Genomic DNA, 19,520 nt, shown 5'->3' on the forward strand with positions numbered 1-19,520 from the left:
GTGAGTTCGTATGTACGACCGACGATCGACGAGCAGGTGTTCCGCGACTCCGACGGCCGGAAGATCGAGTACGGAAACCTGTGGGCCGACTCTCCGCCGGAGAGTGCGTATTCCGTGACCGAACACCCCGAACGCTATGCGCCACTTCATGTGATCGCGGATGCCCTCATCGAGCACCTACGCGACACCTACGACGTCGAGATCGACGAGGGTCCGGAGGCGGTGGCGGACTTGATTCGTCCGAATCGTGACGTGGTTCGGGGAGTCCGCGTTCGGCCGAACGCGTCGACGTGCGCACCTCTGACGCTGGTGTTCACCCCGTACCCGGGGATCGCAGTGCACGCTGGTCTGCTGCACGACTTCTACTTCCCGAGCTGCGGGTGCGACGCGTGCGACTCGACCTGGCAGGACGAAGCCGACGGCCTCGAGCGTCAGGTGTTCGCGGTCGTGAACGGCAACTATCGGGAGAGTGTGAAGCGCGGGCTCCGTCCGATGGTCGGGTACGCATTCACCTTTCCCGACGGCGCGAGCTCGGGGCGGACCGGCGCCGGCGATATCCCCGCAGCGCGTCTCGACGCTGCGGATCCCATTCTCCGTGCACTGCCTGACGGCTGGGCCGCCTGGCCACCGCGACCGTGATCGCACCAGGCCCCATGTGTCACAGCCCGGCGTGCGGGTATCTGCTGACAAAGGCCGAGAGGACGGAGGTAACCGATGGAACTGCGCATCGGCATCTCCGGCTGGCGCTACGCGGGGTGGCGGGGCGACTTCTATCCCGCGGGGCTGGCGCAACGCCGTGAGCTCGAGTACGCCTCCCGTGCACTGACCTCCATCGAGATCAACGGCTCGTTCTACTCGTTACAACGGCCGTCGAGCTATCAACGCTGGCGTGCGGAGACACCCGAGGGGTTCGTGTTCGCGGTGAAGGGGCCGCGCTTCGTCACGCACATGAAGAAGCTGGTGGGGGTGGACGCCGCCCTGGGCAACTTCTTCGCGTCGGGTGTTCTCGCGCTGGGGCCACGGCTCGGGCCGATCCTGTGGCAGCTGCCAGCCACGTTCCGTTTCGACGCCTCGAGGATGGCCGACTTCTTCGCGCTGCTGCCGCGGTCGACGACGGAGGCCGCTCGGCTGGGGGAGAAGCACGACGACGAGCTCGCCGACGACCGCGTGTTCCTGGACGTCGACGAGGACCGGCCGCTGCGACACTGCCTCGAGGTGCGGCACCCGAGCTTCGACTCAGCGGAGGCATACGAGCTGATGCGGGCACAGGGCATCGGGTGCGTGGTGGCCGACTCGGCCGGGAAGTTCCCGATGCTCACCGAGGTGACCAGTGACGTGGTCTACGTCCGGTTGCACGGCGACACGGAGCTGTACACGAGTGGGTACTCCGACGAGGCGCTCGGCCGGTGGGCCGAGCGCATCGGTGAGTGGCGCGCTGCGAAGCGAGACGTGTACGTCTACTTCGACAACGACGCGAAGGGCTTCGCGCCGTGGGATGCGTTGCGACTCAGCGAGATGACTCAGGCCGCTGGCTCGTCGTCCTCCCACAGATAGTCCTGTGGGTGGTGATAGTGGTTCACCCGGCCCGTCCTCGACGGGTCGATGAGGGCAGGCGGGTGCCACAGAGTGCGCCCGGCGTAGGGATGGCCTGGTGGTGCTGTGGTGGTGGACCATCCGAGTGCTCCGTCATGGACCATCGGATGGTGCATGTCGCACACGAAGGTGAGCGACTCGATGTCTGTGGGCCCGCCGTCCTGCCACTCGTGGATGTGGTGCGCCTGGGTGGCCACGGCAGGGCGATCACACCCCGGTGCTGTGCATCCGCGGTCTGTGGCCATGAGGACGAGGCGCTGGTCCTCACTGGCGATGCGGCGGGTGCGGCCGAAGTGCAGTGGCCTGCCGTCGTCGTCGCCGAAGACTGCGAGGTAGTGATCGGCGTGCGACCCCATGCGGATGACGTCGCGGATCGGCATGGTGGAACCCGTTGCGGCGGTGGCCAGTCCGGTGCCTCGGATCAGGTCCTTGAGACGGGCGACGATGATGACCTTGACCGGCACACCGCGGTGCTTGCCGAGATCGTCGGAGGACAGTGTGTCGCGTAGCAGCAGCTTGAGGGCGTCGTGCCGTCGTTGCGGTGTGGTCCGGGTGTCGCGCTGGCGGGTCTCGTCGTCCGGTTCTCCGATGACGGGCGCGCGTGTGTCCTCGGGATTGCCCACTCCGAGCGCCGCGTACTTGCTGTTGTAGGCGTCGATGTACGCCGCGGTCTCGGGATCGAGAACGAACCTGCCGCTGCGCATCCCGTCGCTGTCCTGCTTGCCCATGAAGATGCCGCGCTTGCGGACGCGCTCCGGCGGGAGCTCGAACTCGCCTTCCTCGACGATGTGCGCGGTGATGCGCTCGGCGAGCGCCGTGAGCTCCGCGGGACGCACCTCGCGCGCCGCGTCGGCGAGGTGACGCTCCGCGTGGGCGCGGGTATCGGCATCCACAGCAGCGGGGAGATTCTTGTCGAACTTCCGGATCACCTTCACGTGGGCCGGGTCGATGGCACCCTCGCGCAGCGCCGCGGCGGTGGCGGGTAGCTCGGGTTCCATGACGTCGCCGAGCAGGGTGGTCCTGTTGCCGAGCTGGGCGGCCACGGACAGTCGCGCCACAGCGGCTGCGCGATCGATGGTGAGGAGTTGGGCCAGCGCATCGGCGTTGTGCGCTCCGGTCTCCTCGAAGCCGCGCTGCTGGACGAGCTCGGCCAGCCACACGTGCGCCTGCGCCTGCCGCGCCCGCGTCACCCTCTCGTCCCGCACCAGAAGGGCGAGACGGTCCGATGTACCGATGTGCCGAGTCTCGTAGGCCGCGATGCGGCGCGTCAGCTCCTCCTGCGTAGCGACGAGCTGAGCGAGAACGGGGTCGCTGATGGAGCCGTCGTCACGACGACCGTCCCCTGCGTTTCCCCCCGAAAACATGCCTCACGGTACCTCGACCCACCGACAGAAATCGAACATGCGTTCGAACTGCCTACATGCGCGCAATCGGGCCGAGCTCAGAGGAGGCCGTGGCTGATGCAGAGAAACAGCAACACCAGGAAAGCGACGAAGCTGACACCGACGGATCCAACTTGTCCCAGCGTCGGTTTATCGGGCGCAACAATGCGCGAACGTCGTTTGACCATGTGGAAAGTATGCTCATCCGCTGTTTCGGCTGCAAGTCGCCCTGCAACCCCCGTCCGACTCGCCGTCGGCATCGAAGCATTCGAGACGTCGCCTGAGCGGCCCGACCGGCCGGAAGCGTCGCACACCCCGTCCTTCGATCGAATGACAGGCTCTGTGGTGCGGATCGCGTACCGAAGACGCCCGTGGTGGCGCTTCGAACCCCGCCGAGAAACGTTCTCAATGGTTTAATTGCCATTTATGGTCACATTTCCGGATTTCGGTGTCACACTCGTGCGATGTGGTGGATCGTCTACGGCATCGGCGCCGTCTGGGTTGTCGCAGCCCCGGTCATCGGCGTCGTGATGGGTCGTGCCATTCACAATGCGGACATCGAGGACGGGGCTCGCATTCTGCGCGAGGAGACGCCTCTGAACCGCATTCCCCGGACGCCCGTCACGCTCGAGTAGCGGCCGCCGAAACGGTGTCGCACTGTCCAGCAACGGCGACGTCAGCGGAAACCCGGCGCAGCGCGCCCAGCCGCGTCACCGGTCGCGGACCACCACTGCCCCGTCCGTCGGGTTCCACAGGATGCGGCCGGACTCGAAGTCCACGACGCGCTGACCGTCGGGCGCCTCGTACTCCCCGGTGACCGGGAACCCGAGCTCCGGCCGCCACTGATCGAGGATCGCGCCGACGACCGCCCATGTGCCGAACCGCGGATCGGAGAACACCCGGAACCCGCCGTCGGCCAGCAGGTCCTGGTATCCGTCGTGGAAGGGGCCCGCCGGAACGAGCCCCGTGGTGCGGGCGATGTCGGCGACCGCCGGCGGTGAGGTGAGCCAGCCGCTCGCGGTCGAGTACAGGCTGCCGTGGGTGTACTGGCGGCCCGAGCCCGCGGGGAGTGCGAAGACCGGGCCCCACGGCTCGCCCAAGTCGGAGGGTGCGGCGGCGTCGAACCGGTTCGCGATGTCGCGCTGGGGCAGCCCCGCCGCGGCCAGTGCGGCCAACTGTCCGTAGACGGGTTTGGGTACGAAGGCATCGTCGAGCACGCCGAAGCGCGCCTCCGGATCGGAGGACAGGCTGTCGCCGTCACGGACGGTGTAGACGTAGAACGGCCCGCCGTACGGCACCTCGCCCCACTGCTGCGCCGACTCCACGATGAGCCGCGCCTGCGTGTCCGCGTCCACGCCGGTGTCGGGCGCGCCGTACTCGGTGATCCAGATGCGTGCCGCCGCATCCCCGTGCGTCACCATCGTCTGCCGCATCCTGATGATCTGCTGCACAGCCGAATTGGGGTACAGGCCGGCGTCGGCGAGGGTGGTGCCGTAGTCGTACGCGTGGTACGAGAGCGCGTGGAACGACCCGGCCGCACCGGCGTCGTACATACCCACGAGGAACTCGTTCGAGTCCATCCGGCCGTCGGTGGTGTCCGTGTTGCCCAGTGCCCCGGCCACGACGACGGCGTCGGGATCGGACGCGGTGACGGCGGTGAAGGCGGACCGCAGCATGGCGGTGTACCGGGCGGGGTCGGGGTTCGGCCAGAAGAAAAGTCGGCCGTTCGGCTCGTTCCAGATCTCGTAGGTCGACACCCGCCCGCGATACCGATCGGCGACGACGCCCGCGAACGCGCCGTACTCCTGCGGGTTCCGGGGAGCCGCTGCGGCGAGGTCGGAGAACCCGATGGCCGCCCACGCCGGTGTCGTGGTCAGCGTGGCCACCACGTCCAGGCCGGCCGCCCTGGCAGCGTCGACCACCCGATCGGAGGGTCGCCAGTCGTACTGACCCCGAGCAGGTTCGGCGAAGCGCCACGAGATGTCGATACGAACCGATGTCGCCCCGCCGTCGCGGACCGCGGCCATCGTCCGGGAGACGTCCGCGTCGTCGGCCCACAGGATGGACGATCCGGTGGAGTAGCCGAGTACCCGGGGAGGCGCCTGGAGTTCCTCGGGCACGGGCGGCGCACTCCGGTCCCGCGTGCACGCCGCCGCCACTGCCGCGGCCGCGAGCACGAGGAACCCCCGTCGGTTCACGTGGTACGTCCGGCTCGCCATCGCATCATCGGTCGTTCCACCAGGTAGTACGTCAGCGACCCGAGCGCCACCGTCAGAGACATGACCAGCACGAATCCCCACACGAGACCGAGTGCGGTGGGCGGGATGGGAATCCCCGCACGGCCGACCAGGACCAGAACCGGGTAGTGCCACAGATAGGAGGACAGGGAGACCATGCCGAGATACTTGAGCGGCGCCCAGTCGGTCATCCTCGCGAGGCGGGAGTCCTCGCCGCGGCCGAGAGGCGCGACGATCGCGAGAATGGAGGCGCACGAGGCGATCGCGAACACCGAGGAGATGTAGCGAGATCCGAGCGCGAACAACAGCATCGAGCCGGACAGCGCCAGGACGGCGATGCTGAGGAGAACCGCCGACAACCGCGACGTCGACAAGCGGGAGAAAGCTCCCCGGGCGATCGCGGCGTAGACGACGGCCGCCACCATGCCCCAGGCGAAGTGGTCGGCGAGAGCGAGGAAGCTGCGCGAGAACACCGCGACCCAGTTCGGTCCCCAGTACTGCTCGAGCGGTGGGAGGCCGCTCGCGTGCTGCAGCCTGCCGACGATGGTGTTGGCGATCAGCCCGAGCGCGATGAGCGCCACCGCGGGGATCAGCGCGGTCACGAGGGGTCGCCGGCCGCCGCGGCCGAACCGGAAGAGCAGGAAGCCCGCTATCGGGAGGACGAGGTAGAAGCCCCACTCGGTGCTCAGCGACCAGGAGGGATTGATTCCGGTCTGCAGAGTGCTGGGGAAGTACGACTGCGTCAGCGTCAGGTGCGCCAGGAGGGGCAGCGGCGCGGTGATGGTGCCGGTGCCGTCGGCGGAATGATCCCAGCCGCTCGTCACGGGATTCACCACGTAGCCGGCGCCCAGGACGAAGTTCACGATCAGGAAGATGACGATGTAGGCGGGAAACACCCGTCGGACGCGGGCGACGAAGTAGCGCTTCGTGTTCGGGAACGCTGCCCCGTCGGCGAAGCGGGTGACGTACGGGAGATAGAGCAGGAAACCGGACAGCGCGAAGAAGAACGTGAGGGCCTGGCCCAGGAAGTCGATCCGCGTCGACGCGACGATGTTCGGGGTGTGCACCACGGCCACGTGGGCGAGGACGACGCAGATCGCGGCGACACCGCGGGGGCCTTCCAGCCCGGCGATCCAGGCCTTCCGCTGGGTCGGCGGTGCGGTGACGGGAGCGGGAGTATCGGTCACCGTGGAACCTCCTGCAGTCGAGCATGATCGGGTTCGACGGCGCTGTCGTCCGGTGTGGGTGTCGGGTTGACTGTGAGCAGAGCGAGGAAGACCGAGAACACCATCGTGACGATCGGATTGGTGACCACCGGGAAGTCCAGTTGCAGTGCGACGAGCAGGAATCCGATGAAGGCCGCACCGATCACACCGGCCTGCCAGTGCGTCGACGAGCGCATCCGTCGGTACGCGATGACCAGCGCGGCCAGCAGCAGCGCGAGGAACACGACGCCGACGATGATGCCCCCGCGATAGAGCGTCAGCAACGGGGTGTTGGCGACGTAGTTCGCGTTGTAGCCGGCCACCTCGTCGATGAGCTCGAGGGCACCCCACCCGCGCCCGAAGAGCCAATGCCCGTCCATCGATGGAAGGAAGTTCGCGAGTGCGCGGGCCCTGTCGTCGGTTCCGCGGTCGGACGAGCCGAAGCTGGACAGGAACCGCGCGTTGACGGCGGGGATGGCGAGTGCGACAGCCGCGCCCAGCAGCGTGGCCGCCACGACGATCACGCGGGTCCGTGTCCGCAGTTGCTGGAACGCGAGGTACACCGCCAGCGCGACGATCACCGACAGGATGGCCGAGCGCGACAGGGTCGCCATCAGCGCCAGTCCGATGACGGCACTCGACACGATGCGGATCCACCCGCGGGTCAACGCCAACGCGAGGGCGAAGCCGAGGAACAGAAAGATGCCCGCCACGTTCGGGTCGATGTAGGTGCCGGCCAACCGACGGATGGACGTGCCGCCCACCTCGAACCAGCGCAGCGTGGTGCCGATGGTCCCGGTGTTCCCGTACCCGATGGGGGACAGGACGGAGATCGCCGTCCCGGTGCGGTCGAAGAACAGGATCAGGAGGGAAGCGCCGCCGCCCACCGCCGCGCCGCACACATAGGACAGGCCGAAGCGGCGCAGGTCGACCGCATCGAGTCGGAGCAGCGGGAAGATCAGTGACGTCGCCACTGCCCATTTGAGGAACTCGGTGACATGGACTCCACTGGTGGCGCTCTGGGTGACCGAGGCGAGCGAGACGAGCAGGAGCAGCGCCACCATCACGTCGAGGCTGCGCACCCGCAGGACAGGGGGCGGGTGGGTGAGCATCGCGGCCCACACCGCGACCGCGAGGAGCAGCACCGCGGGTCCCGCGCCGGGAATCACCGCGAACGGGACGCCACCGAGCGTGAATCCCAGTGCGGCATAAACGAATTTCGGTGAGGCAAGGGTGACCGTCACGCCGACCACCATGCCGATCAGGCCCACCGCGAGCAGCCGGGCGGCGCTGGTGCTCGAGCCGGACAGCAGGCCCACCGCGACGGCCACACCGGCGCCGAGGATGCCCACCAGGAGAGACGCTCTGCGGGGGGTCATGGCGCCAACCACTCCTGCACCGCGCGGTGCGGCGCGCCCTCGTTCCAGCGGTCGGCGTTGGCTCGGTAGAGGGCGTCGCCGTCGGCCACCGCGGCCGAACGGTCGAGCAGGTAGCGCCGGCAGCGCTGCACGAACTCGTGCTTGTCGTCGATGCCGTCGATTCCCAGGACGGGTCCGAGCGATCCGACGGCCGCGGTGGTGCCGACGACGGGCATGCCCCGGCTGGCCGCGTCGAGGATCTTCACCCGGACTCCGCCGCCGGTGACGATGGGCGCGACCATGGCGCGGCTGGTCGAGAGGAACGCGTCCAGGTCGTCGACGAAGCCCAGATCCTCCACACCGGGCGGCAGCGGTACGGGCCGTCCGGGTCCGCGCGAGCCGACGATGCGCAGTTCCGCACCGTCGATGCCGCGGGCGATGTCCGGCCACCACGTCAGCAGCCGTTCGAACGCTTCCTGGTTGGGCGACCACTGGCGGTCGCCGAGGAACACCAGTCGAGGGCCGGACTCGCCGATGTCCACCTGCGTCTTCGGGGGCAGTGTCAGATCCAGCCAGTGCGCTCGCCGCACCCCGTGATCGGAGTAGAACTGCGCCTCCTCCGCGTCGTACGTCCCGACGGAGTAGGCCTGCCGCGCGACGCGGAGCTCGTCGCGCACGATGCGGCGCGAGTCGACCCGGCCGAGCACTCCCCGAGTGGCCCTCCACACCAACGTCTCCGACACGACGGTGCTCACCGCGAGGATGGGGTCTCCGTGTCGACGGGTGTGTGCCCGCGAGGAGTGCAGGAAGGCCTCGGCCATGTAACTGTGGTCGGCGACGAAGATGTCGGCGTCGGTGTCGTCCACGGCCTTCACGAGGCTGTCCGACGTGAAGCGCGTGTGCACCAGACTGCGACGGGTGCGCAGGCTCCGGCTCACCAGTTCGGCCGGGCGCGGAGCCGTCTTGGGAATGCGGACGACGTCGGCCTCCGCCACCTCCGGGCGGCCGGAGAGGCACACGACGGCGACGTCGTACGACGACCGGGCGAGCGTCATCACGAGGTTCGCCATCGTCAGGTCGCCGGTCGACTCGAACCGGGGATCCTTGGCCAGGAGAAATGCCGCTTTCATCGAGTAGCCCTGTCGTGGAGTGGTTCTCGGATGGAGGACGACGCCGCGCCGTGCACGGCGCGGTGGTACACGAACAGCAGGGCCGCCTCGCACACGACACAGGCCACGGCCGCGCCGTACCCGCCGAGCGGGCCCACGAGCAACGCCAGTGCCGCGAGCTTCGCCACCGCCACGGCGACGGTGGCCTTCACCCGCAAGGCGTCGCGCTTCTGCACGAACAGCACCACGATGAACGAGTGGTTGATCGCCCGCGCGACCACGAACAGCGAGAGGATCAGCGTGATGTGGCCGGTGTAGTCGGCGCCGCCCCAGAGCAGGATGCCGACGCCGATGACGGCCATCGACCCACCGGTGAGCAGGCCGACCTTGACGACGTCGCGGAGCGCCGGCGCTCCCGACACGTGACCGCCGGCGGCCCGGATCTTCTCGAGGTAGGTGTTGGCGTAGTTCTGGCCGATGGTCGAGATGGCCAGTGCCGCCACGAGTGCCACGGAGTAGTAGCCCGCGACCTCGTCGCCCGCGACCCACCCGATCACGACGACGTCGCCCTGCGCGTAGAGGGCGGCGGCGAGAGCCTCGAAGGAGAGCAGCGCGAACTCCTTCGGCCCGCCGGGTGCGGCGGGGGTCCGTCCGGGGATGTACCGGAGGCAGGCGCCGGCCACCACGAGGTAGGGGAGCAGGTACAGGGCCGCGGCCGTCGACAGTGACGGTGCCTCCACCGCATACAGATACGTGGCACCGAGGACGATGCTCGTGATCTGCCGGACCGCGTCGAAGCGCATGGCGACGTCGGGACGCCCTTCGCGGAGCAGGTGGCTCTTCCAGGTGTTGAACAGCAGCTCGCCCGCCGCGACGATCACGGCGAAACCCATGACGAACGACGCGGTGAACGCGACGACACCGACCACCGCCACCACCGAGCCGAACAGCACGCGGGCGCAACGCTCCCGCTCGTATCTGGCCTCGTCGAGTCGGAGGGAGCGCACGTAGAACGCGTTGTCGATACCGGCGTTCACGATGGCAGCCGTCGCCACCGCGACGGCGTACTGCCCGTAGGAGCCGATGCCGAGGGTGTGGATGAGGGCGAACGTCCAGCCGAGCCCGACGAGCCGGCCGCTGTAGTTCCAGAACGACGCCACCCCCGTGCGGAGGAGATGGCTGTCGAGCGCTCTCATCGCACCGAGTACTCGGCGGCGTCGAGGCTCGCCCCGGCGGACCACGCGTCGAGGAAGACGGCCGCACAGTGGGTCATGGCGTCGGCTCGCCGTACCGCGTCGACCTGGCGGGTGAGGTCGTCGAGCCGGGCGCCGTCGCGCACCACATCGAGTACCGCGGCCGCGAGATCGTCGACGCTGTCGACTCCCACGGCGCCTCCGCGCTCCACCGTCTCGGCGAGCGCTCCCTCGGTGATGCAGACGATGGGCGTTCCGTACGCGAACGATCGGGTGACGGCGCTCGAGGCGGGATAGGCCTTGCCGTACGGATTGTGCTTGGAGTAGGGCACCAGCAGCAGTCGGATCGACTCGAAGAAGCGGTCCTCGTCGGGACCGTTGACCTCGCCCACGAGGGTCACACCGTCCATCGCCGGCAGTGCCGCCGTTCCTCGTCCGGCGGCGCGGATGTCGATGTGGGCGTCCAGTTCCTCGCGCAGACGGCCGATGAGATCGAAGCCTTTGCCGCGGTAGACATGGCCGAACAATCCGACTGCGAGTGGACGCTCCGCGGGCGGAGTGAGGTCGGGGCGGGCCGGCACGAAGATGCGTGCCGCGACCGGGTGTGACCGAGGGAAGGTGCGACGGATGCTGTCGGCGCCCATCGTCGTGAGGGCGAAGACGGTGCGCCCCCGCAGCACTCGACGTTGCAACGCGGTGGTGACGATCCGGAACGGGTAGTGGACGGCGTGGTGCAGGAGGCGGTGGCGCCCGACCGACTTGGTCTTGAACGGCCACCACACCGGGTACGGCGGATCGTGCACCGTGGCCGTGACGGTCACCCCGCGCAGCAGCGATGCCCAGAACACCGACAGCGACCCGCCGCTCTGCTCGAAGTGGACGAGGGTGGGGCCTTGCGCCGACGATGCCTTCACCAGCGCGCGGATCCGTCTCGCATGGGCGAGTACCTCGCGCGCCGTCTCCGCGCCCTCTGTCTCGATGCGGTAGTCGACGACGTCGAGGAAGTGCGGGGCGACCTCGGCGAGGAAATCGTCGGCGTAGTCGCCGACGCCGCTGCGGCCGGCAGCCGGTGCGACGTAGACCAGCCGTGTACGGGCGAGATCCACCACGTCGGGTCCCATCAGTAGAGGAGTGGGCGGAAGGTGGGGTGGTAGTCCAACGCGGACGTGCGCTTGCCCAGCGCCGTGGCGGGGACGCCGGCGGCGATCTCCATCTCGCCCACGTCGCGGCGGACCAGAGACGCGGCACCGATCACGGCGCCGGCGCCGATCTCCACGTCCCTCAGCACCGTGGCGCGGCTCGCGATCCACGCGTGGTGTCCCACGTGCACCGGCCCGAGGCGGACACCGAAATCGTCACTGTCGACGTCGTGGTCCCCGGTGATGATGTGGACGTCGGACGCGATCACCACGTCGTCGTCGATGAGGAGACCCCCGCGGGCGTCCAGCAGCACGGACGATCCGATGGACACGTTGTTGCCGATCACCAGCCGTCGGAGCCCGAACGTCGTGGAGCCCAGCATGATCGACGAGCCCGTGCCGATGGTGGCGCCGAAGAAACGGAGCCACCCCTGGCGGAGCGTGTGCGACGGGATGTGGGTGATCAGGAAGTTGAAGACGCGCTCACCCAGTTGTTCCTTGCGCGTGCTCGAGTAGGGCGCGGAGTTCACAGGGCACCGGCCGCACGCTTGGACTGATCGTCGACGTCGTGCCGCACCATCATGCGGACCAACTCGTCGAAGCCGACCCTGGGGCGCCAGCCGAGCGTCTCCCGTGCCTTCGTGGAATCGCCGATGAGTTCGTCCACCTCGGCCGGTCGCATGAAGGCCGGATCGATGTGCACCCGCTCGCTCCAGTCGGTGATCCCGATCTCGTCGAACGCGATGTCGAGCAGTTCGCGGATCGAGTGCGTCTCACCGGTGGAGATGACGTAATCGTCGGCGTGGTCGTGCTGCAGCATCAACCACATCGCCTCGACGTAGTCGCCGGCGAAGCCCCAGTCGCGCTTGGCGTCCAGGTTTCCCAGTGCGATCTCGTCCTGCAGGCCCAATGTGATGCGAGCGACGGCCTGCGACACCTTTCTGGTGACGAATTCCGGTCCACGGCGCGGTGATTCATGGTTGAACAAGACGCCGGAGCTGGCATGCATGCCGTAGGACTCGCGGTAGTTGATCGTCATGTAGTGGCCGTACACCTTGGCGACGCCGTAGGGCGAGCGTGGCCAGAGAAGCGTCTTCTCGGTCTGCGGTACTTCCTGCACCTTGCCGAACATCTCGGAACTCGATGCCTGGTAGAACCGCACGTCGCGGCCGGAGCTGTCCTGGAAGAAGCGCACCGCCTCGAGGATGTTCAGCACACCGCCGCCGGTGACGTCACTGGTGAGCCGGGCGTTCTCCCACGAGTACGCGACGAAGGAGATGGCGCCGAGGTTGTAGACCTCGTCGGGCTTCGCATGGGCGACGGCGCGAATGAGGCTCACCAGATCGAGCAGGTTGCCGCTGATGATCTCCACGTACGGGTGGGTGACGCGGAGCAGATCCGCCTTGGGATTGTTCTGTCCGGCCACCAGGCCGAACACGTCGTACCCCTTCTCGTGCAGCAGTTCGGCGAGGTACATGCCGTCCTGCCCGGTGATTCCTGTGATGAGAGCTCGCTTGGTCAAGACACACCATCGCTTCCGTCAGTCGAGCTCGAGTGTCCGAAACGCCGAACTCCGTCGCGTCGTGCTCATGTACGTCCCCGTAAACGGGGCCATTTCCGGGTATCGCCGTTTCATTCTGTCAGTGCGACTGCGCGAGCGGATGACCATTCTGTGACACCCATGTTGCCCTGCGCTTTTCACTGATCATCCGCATACTATGAGCAATCATTCCCGGCCACAATCGCTGGGTATCTTCCGCGGGGAGAACGGGTCATGGACATACGGGAGTATTTCTCGGCCTGGCGGAGACACTGGGTCACCATCGTGCTGTGCACCGTCCTCGCGGTCGGTGCTGCCGGTGCGGTGTCGGCCCTGTCGCAACCGACCTACGTGGCGACGGCGCGACTCTTCATCTCGACCACCGGTGCGGGATCCATCAGCGACGCGTATCAGGGCAGCCTGTTCTCCACCGGTCGCGTCGCGTCGTACGCGGGGCTCGCGGTGGGCAAGCAGGTGGCCGAGCGCGCGATCGACGAATTGGGTCTGAACGTTCCTCCGGAGAGCGTGATGTCGAGAGTCACCGCCGCGGCCGTCACGGGATCGGTGCTGCTGGACGTCACGGCCAGCGACTCCGACGCGGCCGCTGCTCGCGACCTGGCCAATGCGGTGGCGTCCCAGACGAGTCAGCTCGTGCAGGAGTTGGAGACGGCGCAGGCGGGGCAACTGCCGGCAGCCACCGCCACGGTGGCTGATTTCGCCGACCTCCCCGTCGCCCCATCGAGTCCCCGCTGGGGTCGCAATCTGGTGTTAGGGCTGTTCGGTGGGTTGATCCTGGGTCTCGCGACGGCTGTGGGTCGCTCGGCCCTCGACTCGACCGTGCACACCGACGACGACATCGCGGCCGGCGCCGCCGGGCCCGTGCTCGGCGTCGTTCCCCGCCAGGAGGACGCGATGGCCGACTCCTTGCTTCTCGGCTCGTCGTTCCCGACGGCGGAGGAAGCGTTCCGCGAGATCCGTACGGCGATCCTCGCGCTCAGAACGGGCACGCCGCCGCGGACCATCGTGGTGGCGGCGCCGACGGTGGGGACCGGATCGACGACGGTGGCGGCAGGACTGGCGGCTGCACTGGCGGACACCGGCAGATCGGTGGCCCTGATCGACGCCGACTTCCGCGGCGGGCGGCTCCCGACTCTGTTCGGTATCGGGGGAGTGCCGGGGCTGAGCGAGTTGCTGCGCGGCAAGGCCACACTCGACGACGCGGTGGTCCCCACCGACCGTGACAACCTCAGCATCATCGGTACCGGCGTCGCCACCGAGTCGTCGAGCGCCCTGTTCGGCCGCGTGACGATGAACGAGATGGTCAAGCAACTTCACGAGTATTTCGAGTTCGTCATCATCGACGCACCGCCGGTGCTGTGCTCGGCCGACGCGGCCGTCCTCGCGGGAGTCGCGGACGGCGTCCTGCTGGTGGCACTTCTGGGGTCGACCACCTCGGCGGATCTGACGCACTCGGTGGGGAAGTTGGGACTGTCCGGCGCGAGTGTCCTGGGGTGCGTGGCCACCAGCCACCGTCGGCGCAGGCAGCACGACGCACCTCAGGTGAGGCGCGGGCTCCCTACCGGGTGATAGTCGAGAGCCGCGTCGCGTGTCCCGATGGGACGAGCAGGGACACCCGCGACGACGGTCCTCGGCGCCACGTCGTCGCGCACGAGCGACGCGGCTCCCACCACTGCACCGGCTCCGATGCGCACGCCGACCACCACCATCGACCGGCTGGCGATCCAGGCGTGGTGGCCGATGACGATGGGGCAGTAGGTGGTACCGAAATCGTCCGAGTCGACGACGTGCTGGCCGCTGATCATCTGCACGTGCGCGTCGATCTCCACGTCGTCGTGGATGGTGACCTGCCCCCGCGCGTCGAGCAGGCAGCCTGCACCGATGGCGCAGTGCGCACCGATGACAAGGGAGCGCAGCCCCAGCACTCGGGTGCCCATCCTGATGGTCGTGCCCTCGCCGATGGTGGCCCCGAACAGCCGCAACCAGCCCACCCGAAGCGTGCGTGACGGGATCCGGGTGATCACCACGTTGTAGAGCCGCTCGCCGGCCTGCTCCCGAGCGCCCGTCTGCACGCGGGACACCCACTGCTTGCGCGATTCGTCCATCGAGACCGGTGCCGCCATGCCGACAACTATGGCACGAAAATAGACGGATCGTCATGGTCTGTCACCGTGCGCCCGCAGCCTCGAAACAGTCACGACGCCGCTTTCCGGACGGTTTCACCGACCTTATCCGTAAAGTAGCCGTGCCTTTTCCATTGTAAGAACGCGAGCGACGCGAACAAACATTGTTCGGAGTGCGAAGAATGGTCCAGGGCGTTATGTTTCGTCTGCACGCGGGTGGGGAGCGTCGTGCCACCCACGACCGAGAAGGTGCGAGATGAAGATCGTGCATGTGTCGGAAGCATTCGGCGGCGGGTTGCGCAGCGCCATCGTGAACTACGTCCGCGGTGCCGATGCCCACGAGCACCATCTGTTCGTCCGCACCCGCGTGGGCCACGAGACGTTCGACGTGCCGGAGACGGCGACCGTCCAGACGTTCGACGGCGACCTCATGGCGTTCCTCCGTGACGCACGAAGATTCATCCTGGACAACGACTTCGACATCGTGCACCTGCACTCGAGCTACGCGGGGCTGCTCCGCGCGATGCTCCCCAAGGGCACCCGCATCGTCTACTCCCCGCACTGCTACGCCATGGAGGAGGGCCACCCGCCCGCGAAGCGCCTCACGTACTGGGCGGTGGAACGCTTCCTCGCCGGCCGCGAGCAGATGCTGATGGCCGTGAGTCCTCGCGAACTGGCCATCGGGCACGATCTGCGCCCGAGCATGCCGAGCCGCGAAGTGCCGAACACCGCTACCCCCATGTCCCTCGTCGTGGAGCGCCCGCCCGCGTCGGACCGCCCGTTGGTGGCGATGCTCGGACGGATTGCCGACCAGAAGGACCCGCGTTTCTTCGCCGAGGTGGCCGAGGTGGTGGGCCCGTCGTGCGAGTTCGTGTGGATCGGGTCGGGTGACGAGGGGCGCGAGTGCCTCGAGCGAGCGGGAGTCCGCATCACGGGATGGATCGAGCCGGCCGAGGTTCGTCGTCTGGTCCAGACCGCGAGCCTCTACCTCCACACCGCTGCGTGGGAAGGTGCTCCGCTGTCCACTCTCGAGGCGGCCGAGATGGGATGCCCGATTCTCAGCCGATCCATCCCCAGCATGGTGTCGCTCAATTACCCCTTGGCCGGCACCACCCCGGTGGAGATGGCGATCGCCGTCCGGCGCTTCTTCGCCGACCTGGACTACCAGGAGCTCGTGAGGGCGCAGTCGGTGGAGGTGGCGAAGTCCTTCGACTTCGCGCTGATGGCCGGGCGGTTGACCGAGGCGTACGACTTCGCGCGTTCACGACTGGGCAACACAGCGAACGTGGCTGGGGATCGAGGCACGCGGGACGGCATACTGACCGCATGAGCACCGGCCGTACCGACGTGGAGCTCGACACCACCGCACCCGTGGCTCTGATCACCGGAGTGGGTGGTCAGGACGGGACGTACCTGGCCGAGCTGCTGGTGTCGAAAGGGTGGCAGGTCCACGGCATCACGCGCCCGAACGACGACGGACCCCCGTTTCTGCAGTACCTCGACGGCGTGACCGTGCGATACCAGGACATCGCCGACCCGATCGCGACGACGACGGCGGTGCAGGAGATCGCGCCCGACTACGTCTTTCACCTGGCAGGCATCTCGTCGGTGTGGAAGTCGTGGCAGGACCCGGTGACCACCGCGCGAGTCAATGGAGTCTCCGCGGCTGCGCTGCTCGACGCCTGCCTGCAGCAGCAGGAGAAGTCGGGGAAGAAGGTGATGGTGGTCAACGCCTCGTCCGCCGAGATCTTCGCCGGATCGACCGAGTCACCGCAGACCGAGGACACCCCGATCAGGCCCACGTCGCCGTACGGCGCGTCCAAAGCTTTCTCGCACAACCTCGTTCAGGTCTACCGAGCCCGTGGTCTCGAGGGCACCAACGCGATCCTGTACAACCACGAGTCACCTCGCCGACCGACCACCTTCGTCACCCGCAAGATCACCGCGGCCGTCGCCGCCATCGCCGCCGGCAAGCAGGACACCCTCACCCTCGGCGACACGAGCATCCGGCGCGACTGGGGCTGGGCCCCGGACTACGTCGACGCGATGTACAGGATGGCGATGCACGGCAAAGGCGACGACTTCATCGTGGCGACGGGGGAAGCGAGGTCGATCATGGATTTTGTCGCGGTTGCGTTCGATGTTGCCGGCGTATCTGACTGGCAGCGTTTGGTGAAGTCGGACACGTCTTTGACGAGGCCTGCGGATTCCGCGGTGAGTATCGGAAATTATTCGAAGGCGCGGTACGAGCTAAGTTGGGTGCCCGCAACGAATTTCAAAACTGTCGTCGCATCGATGGTTCAGCACGATAGTGCGATCAATGGTGAACTATCGGCCGACTTCGGTCTCTCGTAGAACGCGGCCGAATCGCCGTACCGGCTCAGGCAGTCGACTGGTCAATCTTCACCATAGGGCTTGAGGATGACGACAGTAGTTCCAGCGCATGCGTGGCCTCGGGTAGGCAACAGTGGGTGTGTGCCACGAAGTCTTCTCGGCATAGGTGCGCCGTGGCGGATCGGCAACAGTCAACCAGCGAGCTGGCCTACATCATTGTCGGGCGATGCACCCCGCTCCTGAATGTCAGCGAGCCTGAGGCGCCAGACTCTGTTGGGGGTGTTCACTGTCGCGCTGGCCTTGGGTCGCACATCTGCGACCGTGGTTGCAGATTGCGTCTTTGCACCGGGAGGTGCCATGCGATCTCCGGTCGTATTCGATCAGTGTTCACCCGAAGCACCCATGGTTATCATGGGCACCGCCGCTAAGGTCGGCATGCCCGTTCATGAAGGATGTCGCCGTGTCTTTTCTCGCGTGAAGTGCGGGTCATCCAATCGGATGAACCGGGCTTGATCACACACCATCCGCGGGAAAGTTGGGATCGAATACGAGGCGTGATCCTCGCGCTCCGCCGTCTGATCGCCGCAGTGACGCGGCGCCGGTACCGATCGAACTGCACCTGCGCCGCCTGCAACTGGACGCGCGACTGAGAGTCGCTCGACACGCGCCGAGGTCGCCCGGTACGGCATGATTCGGTGATGCTCAGTGACATCTCCCGGTGGGTGGAAAGCACGCAGGGCGCGGTGATGCTGCTCAGCGGCGCCGCTCTGCTCGCGTGGTGGACGGTCCCGCGGAAGCCTGATGCCCTGCCCCGCACCCTGGTGCTGTTCACCGGCGCATTCACTTTCGGATCACTGCTGTCCGGGACCATCGGGCTCGCCCTTCAGGCGGTCGCACTGATCTGCGGGTTTACCGCCTGGATCGCCACGCCGGTCGCCGAACGTCGAGGTGGGTCGGTGGTGAAGGCCTGCGCGCTGCTGATCGGCTTCTGGACGCTGCTGATGTTTCATCCCAACGTCCCCGACTTCAACCCAGGGCTCCTCGGCTTCCGGAAAACTGCGCTCGCGTTCGGCGGCATCGTGCTCGGGTGCGCGATCGCCCGCCGCCACATCCGACGCATGGAACGACTCGTGATCGGCATGGTGACGTTCGCGCTCGCGATCTCCCTGTTCGGATACTTCTACCTCCCCGAGATCGCCGAGCTCGTGCCGCGTGCGGCCGACCAGTACACTTCGAACTTTCGCGGCACCGAGCGACTGCAGGGCGTCTTCTCGGGTCCGTTTCACGTGGCCGGTGCCGGACTGCTCGTCCTCGGATGGGCCGCGGTCCGCAGACGCCAGCACCCCGTTTTCGCGCTCATCGTCGGCGTCGTCGGAAGCATCGCGGTCTATTACACGTACGTGCGCAGCGCATACGTGGCAATCGTTCTCCTGGTCATCGTGCTCGTGATCTCCAGCGCAACCCCGGTCCGCCGACTTCAGGGCGTCTACTTCGTCTGTATCGCGTCGCTCGTCGGCTACATCGTCCTCAGCCGCTCAGCAGACAACCGCTTCGCGTCGACCATCCTGTCCATCTCCGACGCCTCCGAGGATGGTCGCTTCCAGAACCGCTTCCCGGAATGGCGCGAGGGCCTGCGGTTGATCGGGGAATCTCCGATCTTCGGCTGGGGCGCGGGCTCGGCGGGCGACACCCTCGGTCGAGCGTTCCGCGCAGGCGAGCACGTGACCCCGCATAACATCGCACTCAAGTTCTCGGTCGAGGGCGGGTTGATCGGGGTCTTGCTCGTCATCGCCGTCATCGCAGCGGTTCGGAAGTCGGTCGTGTGGACGAATCCCCAGGGCCAACTCGCGGCGATCTCGGCGGTGGGCCTCATCGGGATGGGCCTGACCGGATCAGCCATTGATACGCCGCCGATCTCGTATCTGGCCCTAGTCCTCGTGGGACTGGCCGTCGGGAGCACACCGGACGCTGGTGACACGACGGTTGCCGTGTCGGAAACCGACTCCAGTACGCCCCCTGAGATCGTCAGTCCACGACGGCGTACGACAGCTGATACACGCCGAGCGCCTGGCTCGAGACCGGCGCAGCCAGCAGCCCGACGTTGAATCCCATCGCGGTGAAGTCCTGGACGAATGGCCCTGTCTCGGCCTGAGCAGCGACGCCCACGACCGTGGGCGCTTCCGGATCTGGCTTTCCCAAAGCCACCGCGACGAGCCACACCGGCAGCCGGTGAGGAGCCGGTGCCGGTGCCGGTGCCGATGCCGGTGCAAAGGTCCGCGCCAATGGTTG

17 protein-coding genes are annotated in these 19,520 nt (G+C 67.4%); 7 read left to right on the forward strand and 10 right to left on the reverse strand.

The window, feature by feature from the left end:
• Both QRN16_RS13625 and QRN16_RS13630 read left to right on the forward strand, forming a co-directional pair.
• Positions 1-639 carry a DUF6226 family protein gene (locus QRN16_RS13625; protein WP_285187435.1) on the forward strand — a complete coding sequence of 213 codons (639 nt, stop codon included), beginning with the start codon at positions 1-3 and terminating at the stop codon, positions 637-639.
• A 75-nt stretch (positions 640-714) separates the two neighbouring features.
• Positions 715-1,554 (forward strand): DUF72 domain-containing protein, encoded by an 840-nt coding sequence (locus QRN16_RS13630; protein WP_285187437.1) that lies wholly within the window; start codon positions 715-717, stop codon positions 1,552-1,554.
• Here the strand turns inward: QRN16_RS13630 and QRN16_RS13635 are convergent.
• Positions 1,521-2,957 carry an HNH endonuclease signature motif containing protein gene (locus QRN16_RS13635; RefSeq protein ID WP_285187439.1) on the reverse strand — a complete coding sequence of 479 codons (1,437 nt, stop codon included), beginning with the start codon at positions 2,955-2,957 and terminating at the stop codon, positions 1,521-1,523. The genes QRN16_RS13630 and QRN16_RS13635 overlap by 34 nt on opposite strands.
• A 482-nt stretch (positions 2,958-3,439) precedes the next feature.
• Between QRN16_RS13635 and QRN16_RS13640 the strand changes: the two genes are divergently transcribed.
• Entirely contained in the window at positions 3,440-3,610 is a 171-nt protein-coding gene (locus QRN16_RS13640) for a hypothetical protein (RefSeq protein WP_285187443.1), read from the forward strand.
• Positions 3,611-3,685: 75 nt separating this feature from the next.
• Here QRN16_RS13640 and QRN16_RS13645 read toward each other — a convergent pair whose 3' ends face one another.
• The 8 genes from QRN16_RS13645 to QRN16_RS13680 are packed head-to-tail and all read right to left on the reverse strand — an operon-like array spanning position 3,686 to position 12,738.
• Positions 3,686-5,194, reverse strand: a complete 1,509-nt coding sequence (locus tag QRN16_RS13645; protein ID WP_285187446.1) for a cellulase family glycosylhydrolase — start codon at positions 5,192-5,194, stop codon at positions 3,686-3,688.
• Positions 5,170-6,399 (reverse strand): acyltransferase family protein, encoded by a 1,230-nt coding sequence (locus QRN16_RS13650; protein ID WP_027506357.1) that lies wholly within the window; start codon positions 6,397-6,399, stop codon positions 5,170-5,172. Before QRN16_RS13650 ends, QRN16_RS13645 begins: the two co-directional genes overlap by 25 nt.
• On the reverse strand, positions 6,396-7,796 hold the full coding sequence (locus QRN16_RS13655) for an O-antigen ligase family protein (RefSeq protein ID WP_285187448.1): 1,401 nt from the start codon (positions 7,794-7,796) through the stop codon (positions 6,396-6,398). The genes QRN16_RS13650 and QRN16_RS13655 overlap by 4 nt, the downstream gene beginning before the upstream one ends.
• Positions 7,793-8,905: a glycosyltransferase gene (locus QRN16_RS13660; protein ID WP_285187450.1), complete on the reverse strand. Its 1,113-nt coding sequence runs from the start codon at positions 8,903-8,905 to the stop codon at positions 7,793-7,795. Before QRN16_RS13660 ends, QRN16_RS13655 begins: the two co-directional genes overlap by 4 nt.
• Complete coding sequence (locus QRN16_RS13665; RefSeq protein WP_285187452.1) at positions 8,902-10,080, reverse strand: lipopolysaccharide biosynthesis protein; 1,179 nt, start codon at positions 10,078-10,080, stop codon at positions 8,902-8,904. Before QRN16_RS13665 ends, QRN16_RS13660 begins: the two co-directional genes overlap by 4 nt.
• Complete coding sequence (locus QRN16_RS13670) at positions 10,077-11,198, reverse strand: glycosyltransferase family protein (RefSeq protein ID WP_285187454.1); 1,122 nt, start codon at positions 11,196-11,198, stop codon at positions 10,077-10,079. Before QRN16_RS13670 ends, QRN16_RS13665 begins: the two co-directional genes overlap by 4 nt.
• Positions 11,198-11,746 carry an acyltransferase gene (locus tag QRN16_RS13675; RefSeq protein WP_051613483.1) on the reverse strand — a complete coding sequence of 183 codons (549 nt, stop codon included), beginning with the start codon at positions 11,744-11,746 and terminating at the stop codon, positions 11,198-11,200. Before QRN16_RS13675 ends, QRN16_RS13670 begins: the two co-directional genes overlap by 1 nt.
• Entirely contained in the window at positions 11,743-12,738 is a 996-nt protein-coding gene (locus QRN16_RS13680; RefSeq protein WP_285187457.1) for a GDP-mannose 4,6-dehydratase, read from the reverse strand. The genes QRN16_RS13675 and QRN16_RS13680 overlap by 4 nt, the downstream gene beginning before the upstream one ends.
• Positions 12,739-12,990: 252 nt before the next feature.
• Between QRN16_RS13680 and QRN16_RS13685 the strand changes: the two genes are divergently transcribed.
• Complete coding sequence (locus tag QRN16_RS13685) at positions 12,991-14,343, forward strand: tyrosine-protein kinase domain-containing protein (RefSeq protein WP_285187458.1); 1,353 nt, start codon at positions 12,991-12,993, stop codon at positions 14,341-14,343.
• On the opposite strand, the gene QRN16_RS13690 is transcribed toward QRN16_RS13685, so the two are convergent.
• On the reverse strand, positions 14,313-14,897 hold the full coding sequence (locus QRN16_RS13690; RefSeq protein ID WP_285187460.1) for an acyltransferase: 585 nt from the start codon (positions 14,895-14,897) through the stop codon (positions 14,313-14,315). The genes QRN16_RS13685 and QRN16_RS13690 overlap by 31 nt on opposite strands.
• A gap of 256 nt (positions 14,898-15,153) precedes the next feature.
• Here QRN16_RS13690 and QRN16_RS13695 point away from each other — a divergent pair, with 256 nt between their 5' ends.
• The 3 genes from QRN16_RS13695 to QRN16_RS13705 all read left to right on the forward strand — a co-directional run bounded on the left by QRN16_RS13695 (position 15,154) and on the right by QRN16_RS13705 (position 19,336).
• Complete coding sequence (locus QRN16_RS13695) at positions 15,154-16,227, forward strand: glycosyltransferase (protein ID WP_051613481.1); 1,074 nt, start codon at positions 15,154-15,156, stop codon at positions 16,225-16,227.
• Positions 16,224-17,252 (forward strand): GDP-mannose 4,6-dehydratase, encoded by a 1,029-nt coding sequence (locus QRN16_RS13700; RefSeq protein ID WP_285187462.1) that lies wholly within the window; start codon positions 16,224-16,226, stop codon positions 17,250-17,252. The genes QRN16_RS13695 and QRN16_RS13700 overlap by 4 nt, the downstream gene beginning before the upstream one ends.
• Positions 17,253-17,929: 677 nt before the next feature.
• On the forward strand, positions 17,930-19,336 hold the full coding sequence (locus QRN16_RS13705; RefSeq protein WP_285187465.1) for an O-antigen ligase family protein: 1,407 nt from the start codon (positions 17,930-17,932) through the stop codon (positions 19,334-19,336).
• The last annotated feature ends 184 nt before the right edge of the window (positions 19,337-19,520 follow it).

This window comes from Rhodococcus sp. MEB041, assembly GCF_030208955.1.
Taxonomy (GTDB): Bacteria; Actinomycetota; Actinomycetes; order Mycobacteriales; family Mycobacteriaceae; genus Rhodococcoides.

What these genes read in the sequence shown, in the direction of transcription:
- QRN16_RS13630 (WP_285187437.1), top strand. Translation starts at nt 715, where the DNA reads ATGGAACTGCGCATCGGCATCTCCGGCTGGCGCTACGCGGGGTGGCGG.
- QRN16_RS13635 (WP_285187439.1), bottom strand. Translation starts at nt 2,957, where the DNA reads ATGTTTTCGGGGGGAAACGCAGGGGACGGTCGTCGTGACGACGGCTCC.
- QRN16_RS13640 (WP_285187443.1), top strand. Translation starts at nt 3,440, where the DNA reads ATGTGGTGGATCGTCTACGGCATCGGCGCCGTCTGGGTTGTCGCAGCC.
- QRN16_RS13645 (WP_285187446.1), bottom strand. Translation starts at nt 5,194, where the DNA reads ATGGCGAGCCGGACGTACCACGTGAACCGACGGGGGTTCCTCGTGCTC.
- QRN16_RS13655 (WP_285187448.1), bottom strand. Translation starts at nt 7,796, where the DNA reads ATGACCCCCCGCAGAGCGTCTCTCCTGGTGGGCATCCTCGGCGCCGGT.
- QRN16_RS13660 (WP_285187450.1), bottom strand. Translation starts at nt 8,905, where the DNA reads ATGAAAGCGGCATTTCTCCTGGCCAAGGATCCCCGGTTCGAGTCGACC.
- QRN16_RS13665 (WP_285187452.1), bottom strand. Translation starts at nt 10,080, where the DNA reads ATGAGAGCGCTCGACAGCCATCTCCTCCGCACGGGGGTGGCGTCGTTC.
- QRN16_RS13670 (WP_285187454.1), bottom strand. Translation starts at nt 11,198, where the DNA reads ATGGGACCCGACGTGGTGGATCTCGCCCGTACACGGCTGGTCTACGTC.
- QRN16_RS13685 (WP_285187458.1), top strand. Translation starts at nt 12,991, where the DNA reads ATGGACATACGGGAGTATTTCTCGGCCTGGCGGAGACACTGGGTCACC.
- QRN16_RS13690 (WP_285187460.1), bottom strand. Translation starts at nt 14,897, where the DNA reads ATGGCGGCACCGGTCTCGATGGACGAATCGCGCAAGCAGTGGGTGTCC.
- QRN16_RS13695 (WP_051613481.1), top strand. Translation starts at nt 15,154, where the DNA reads ATGAAGATCGTGCATGTGTCGGAAGCATTCGGCGGCGGGTTGCGCAGC.
- QRN16_RS13700 (WP_285187462.1), top strand. Translation starts at nt 16,224, where the DNA reads ATGAGCACCGGCCGTACCGACGTGGAGCTCGACACCACCGCACCCGTG.
- QRN16_RS13705 (WP_285187465.1), top strand. Translation starts at nt 17,930, where the DNA reads ATGCTCAGTGACATCTCCCGGTGGGTGGAAAGCACGCAGGGCGCGGTG.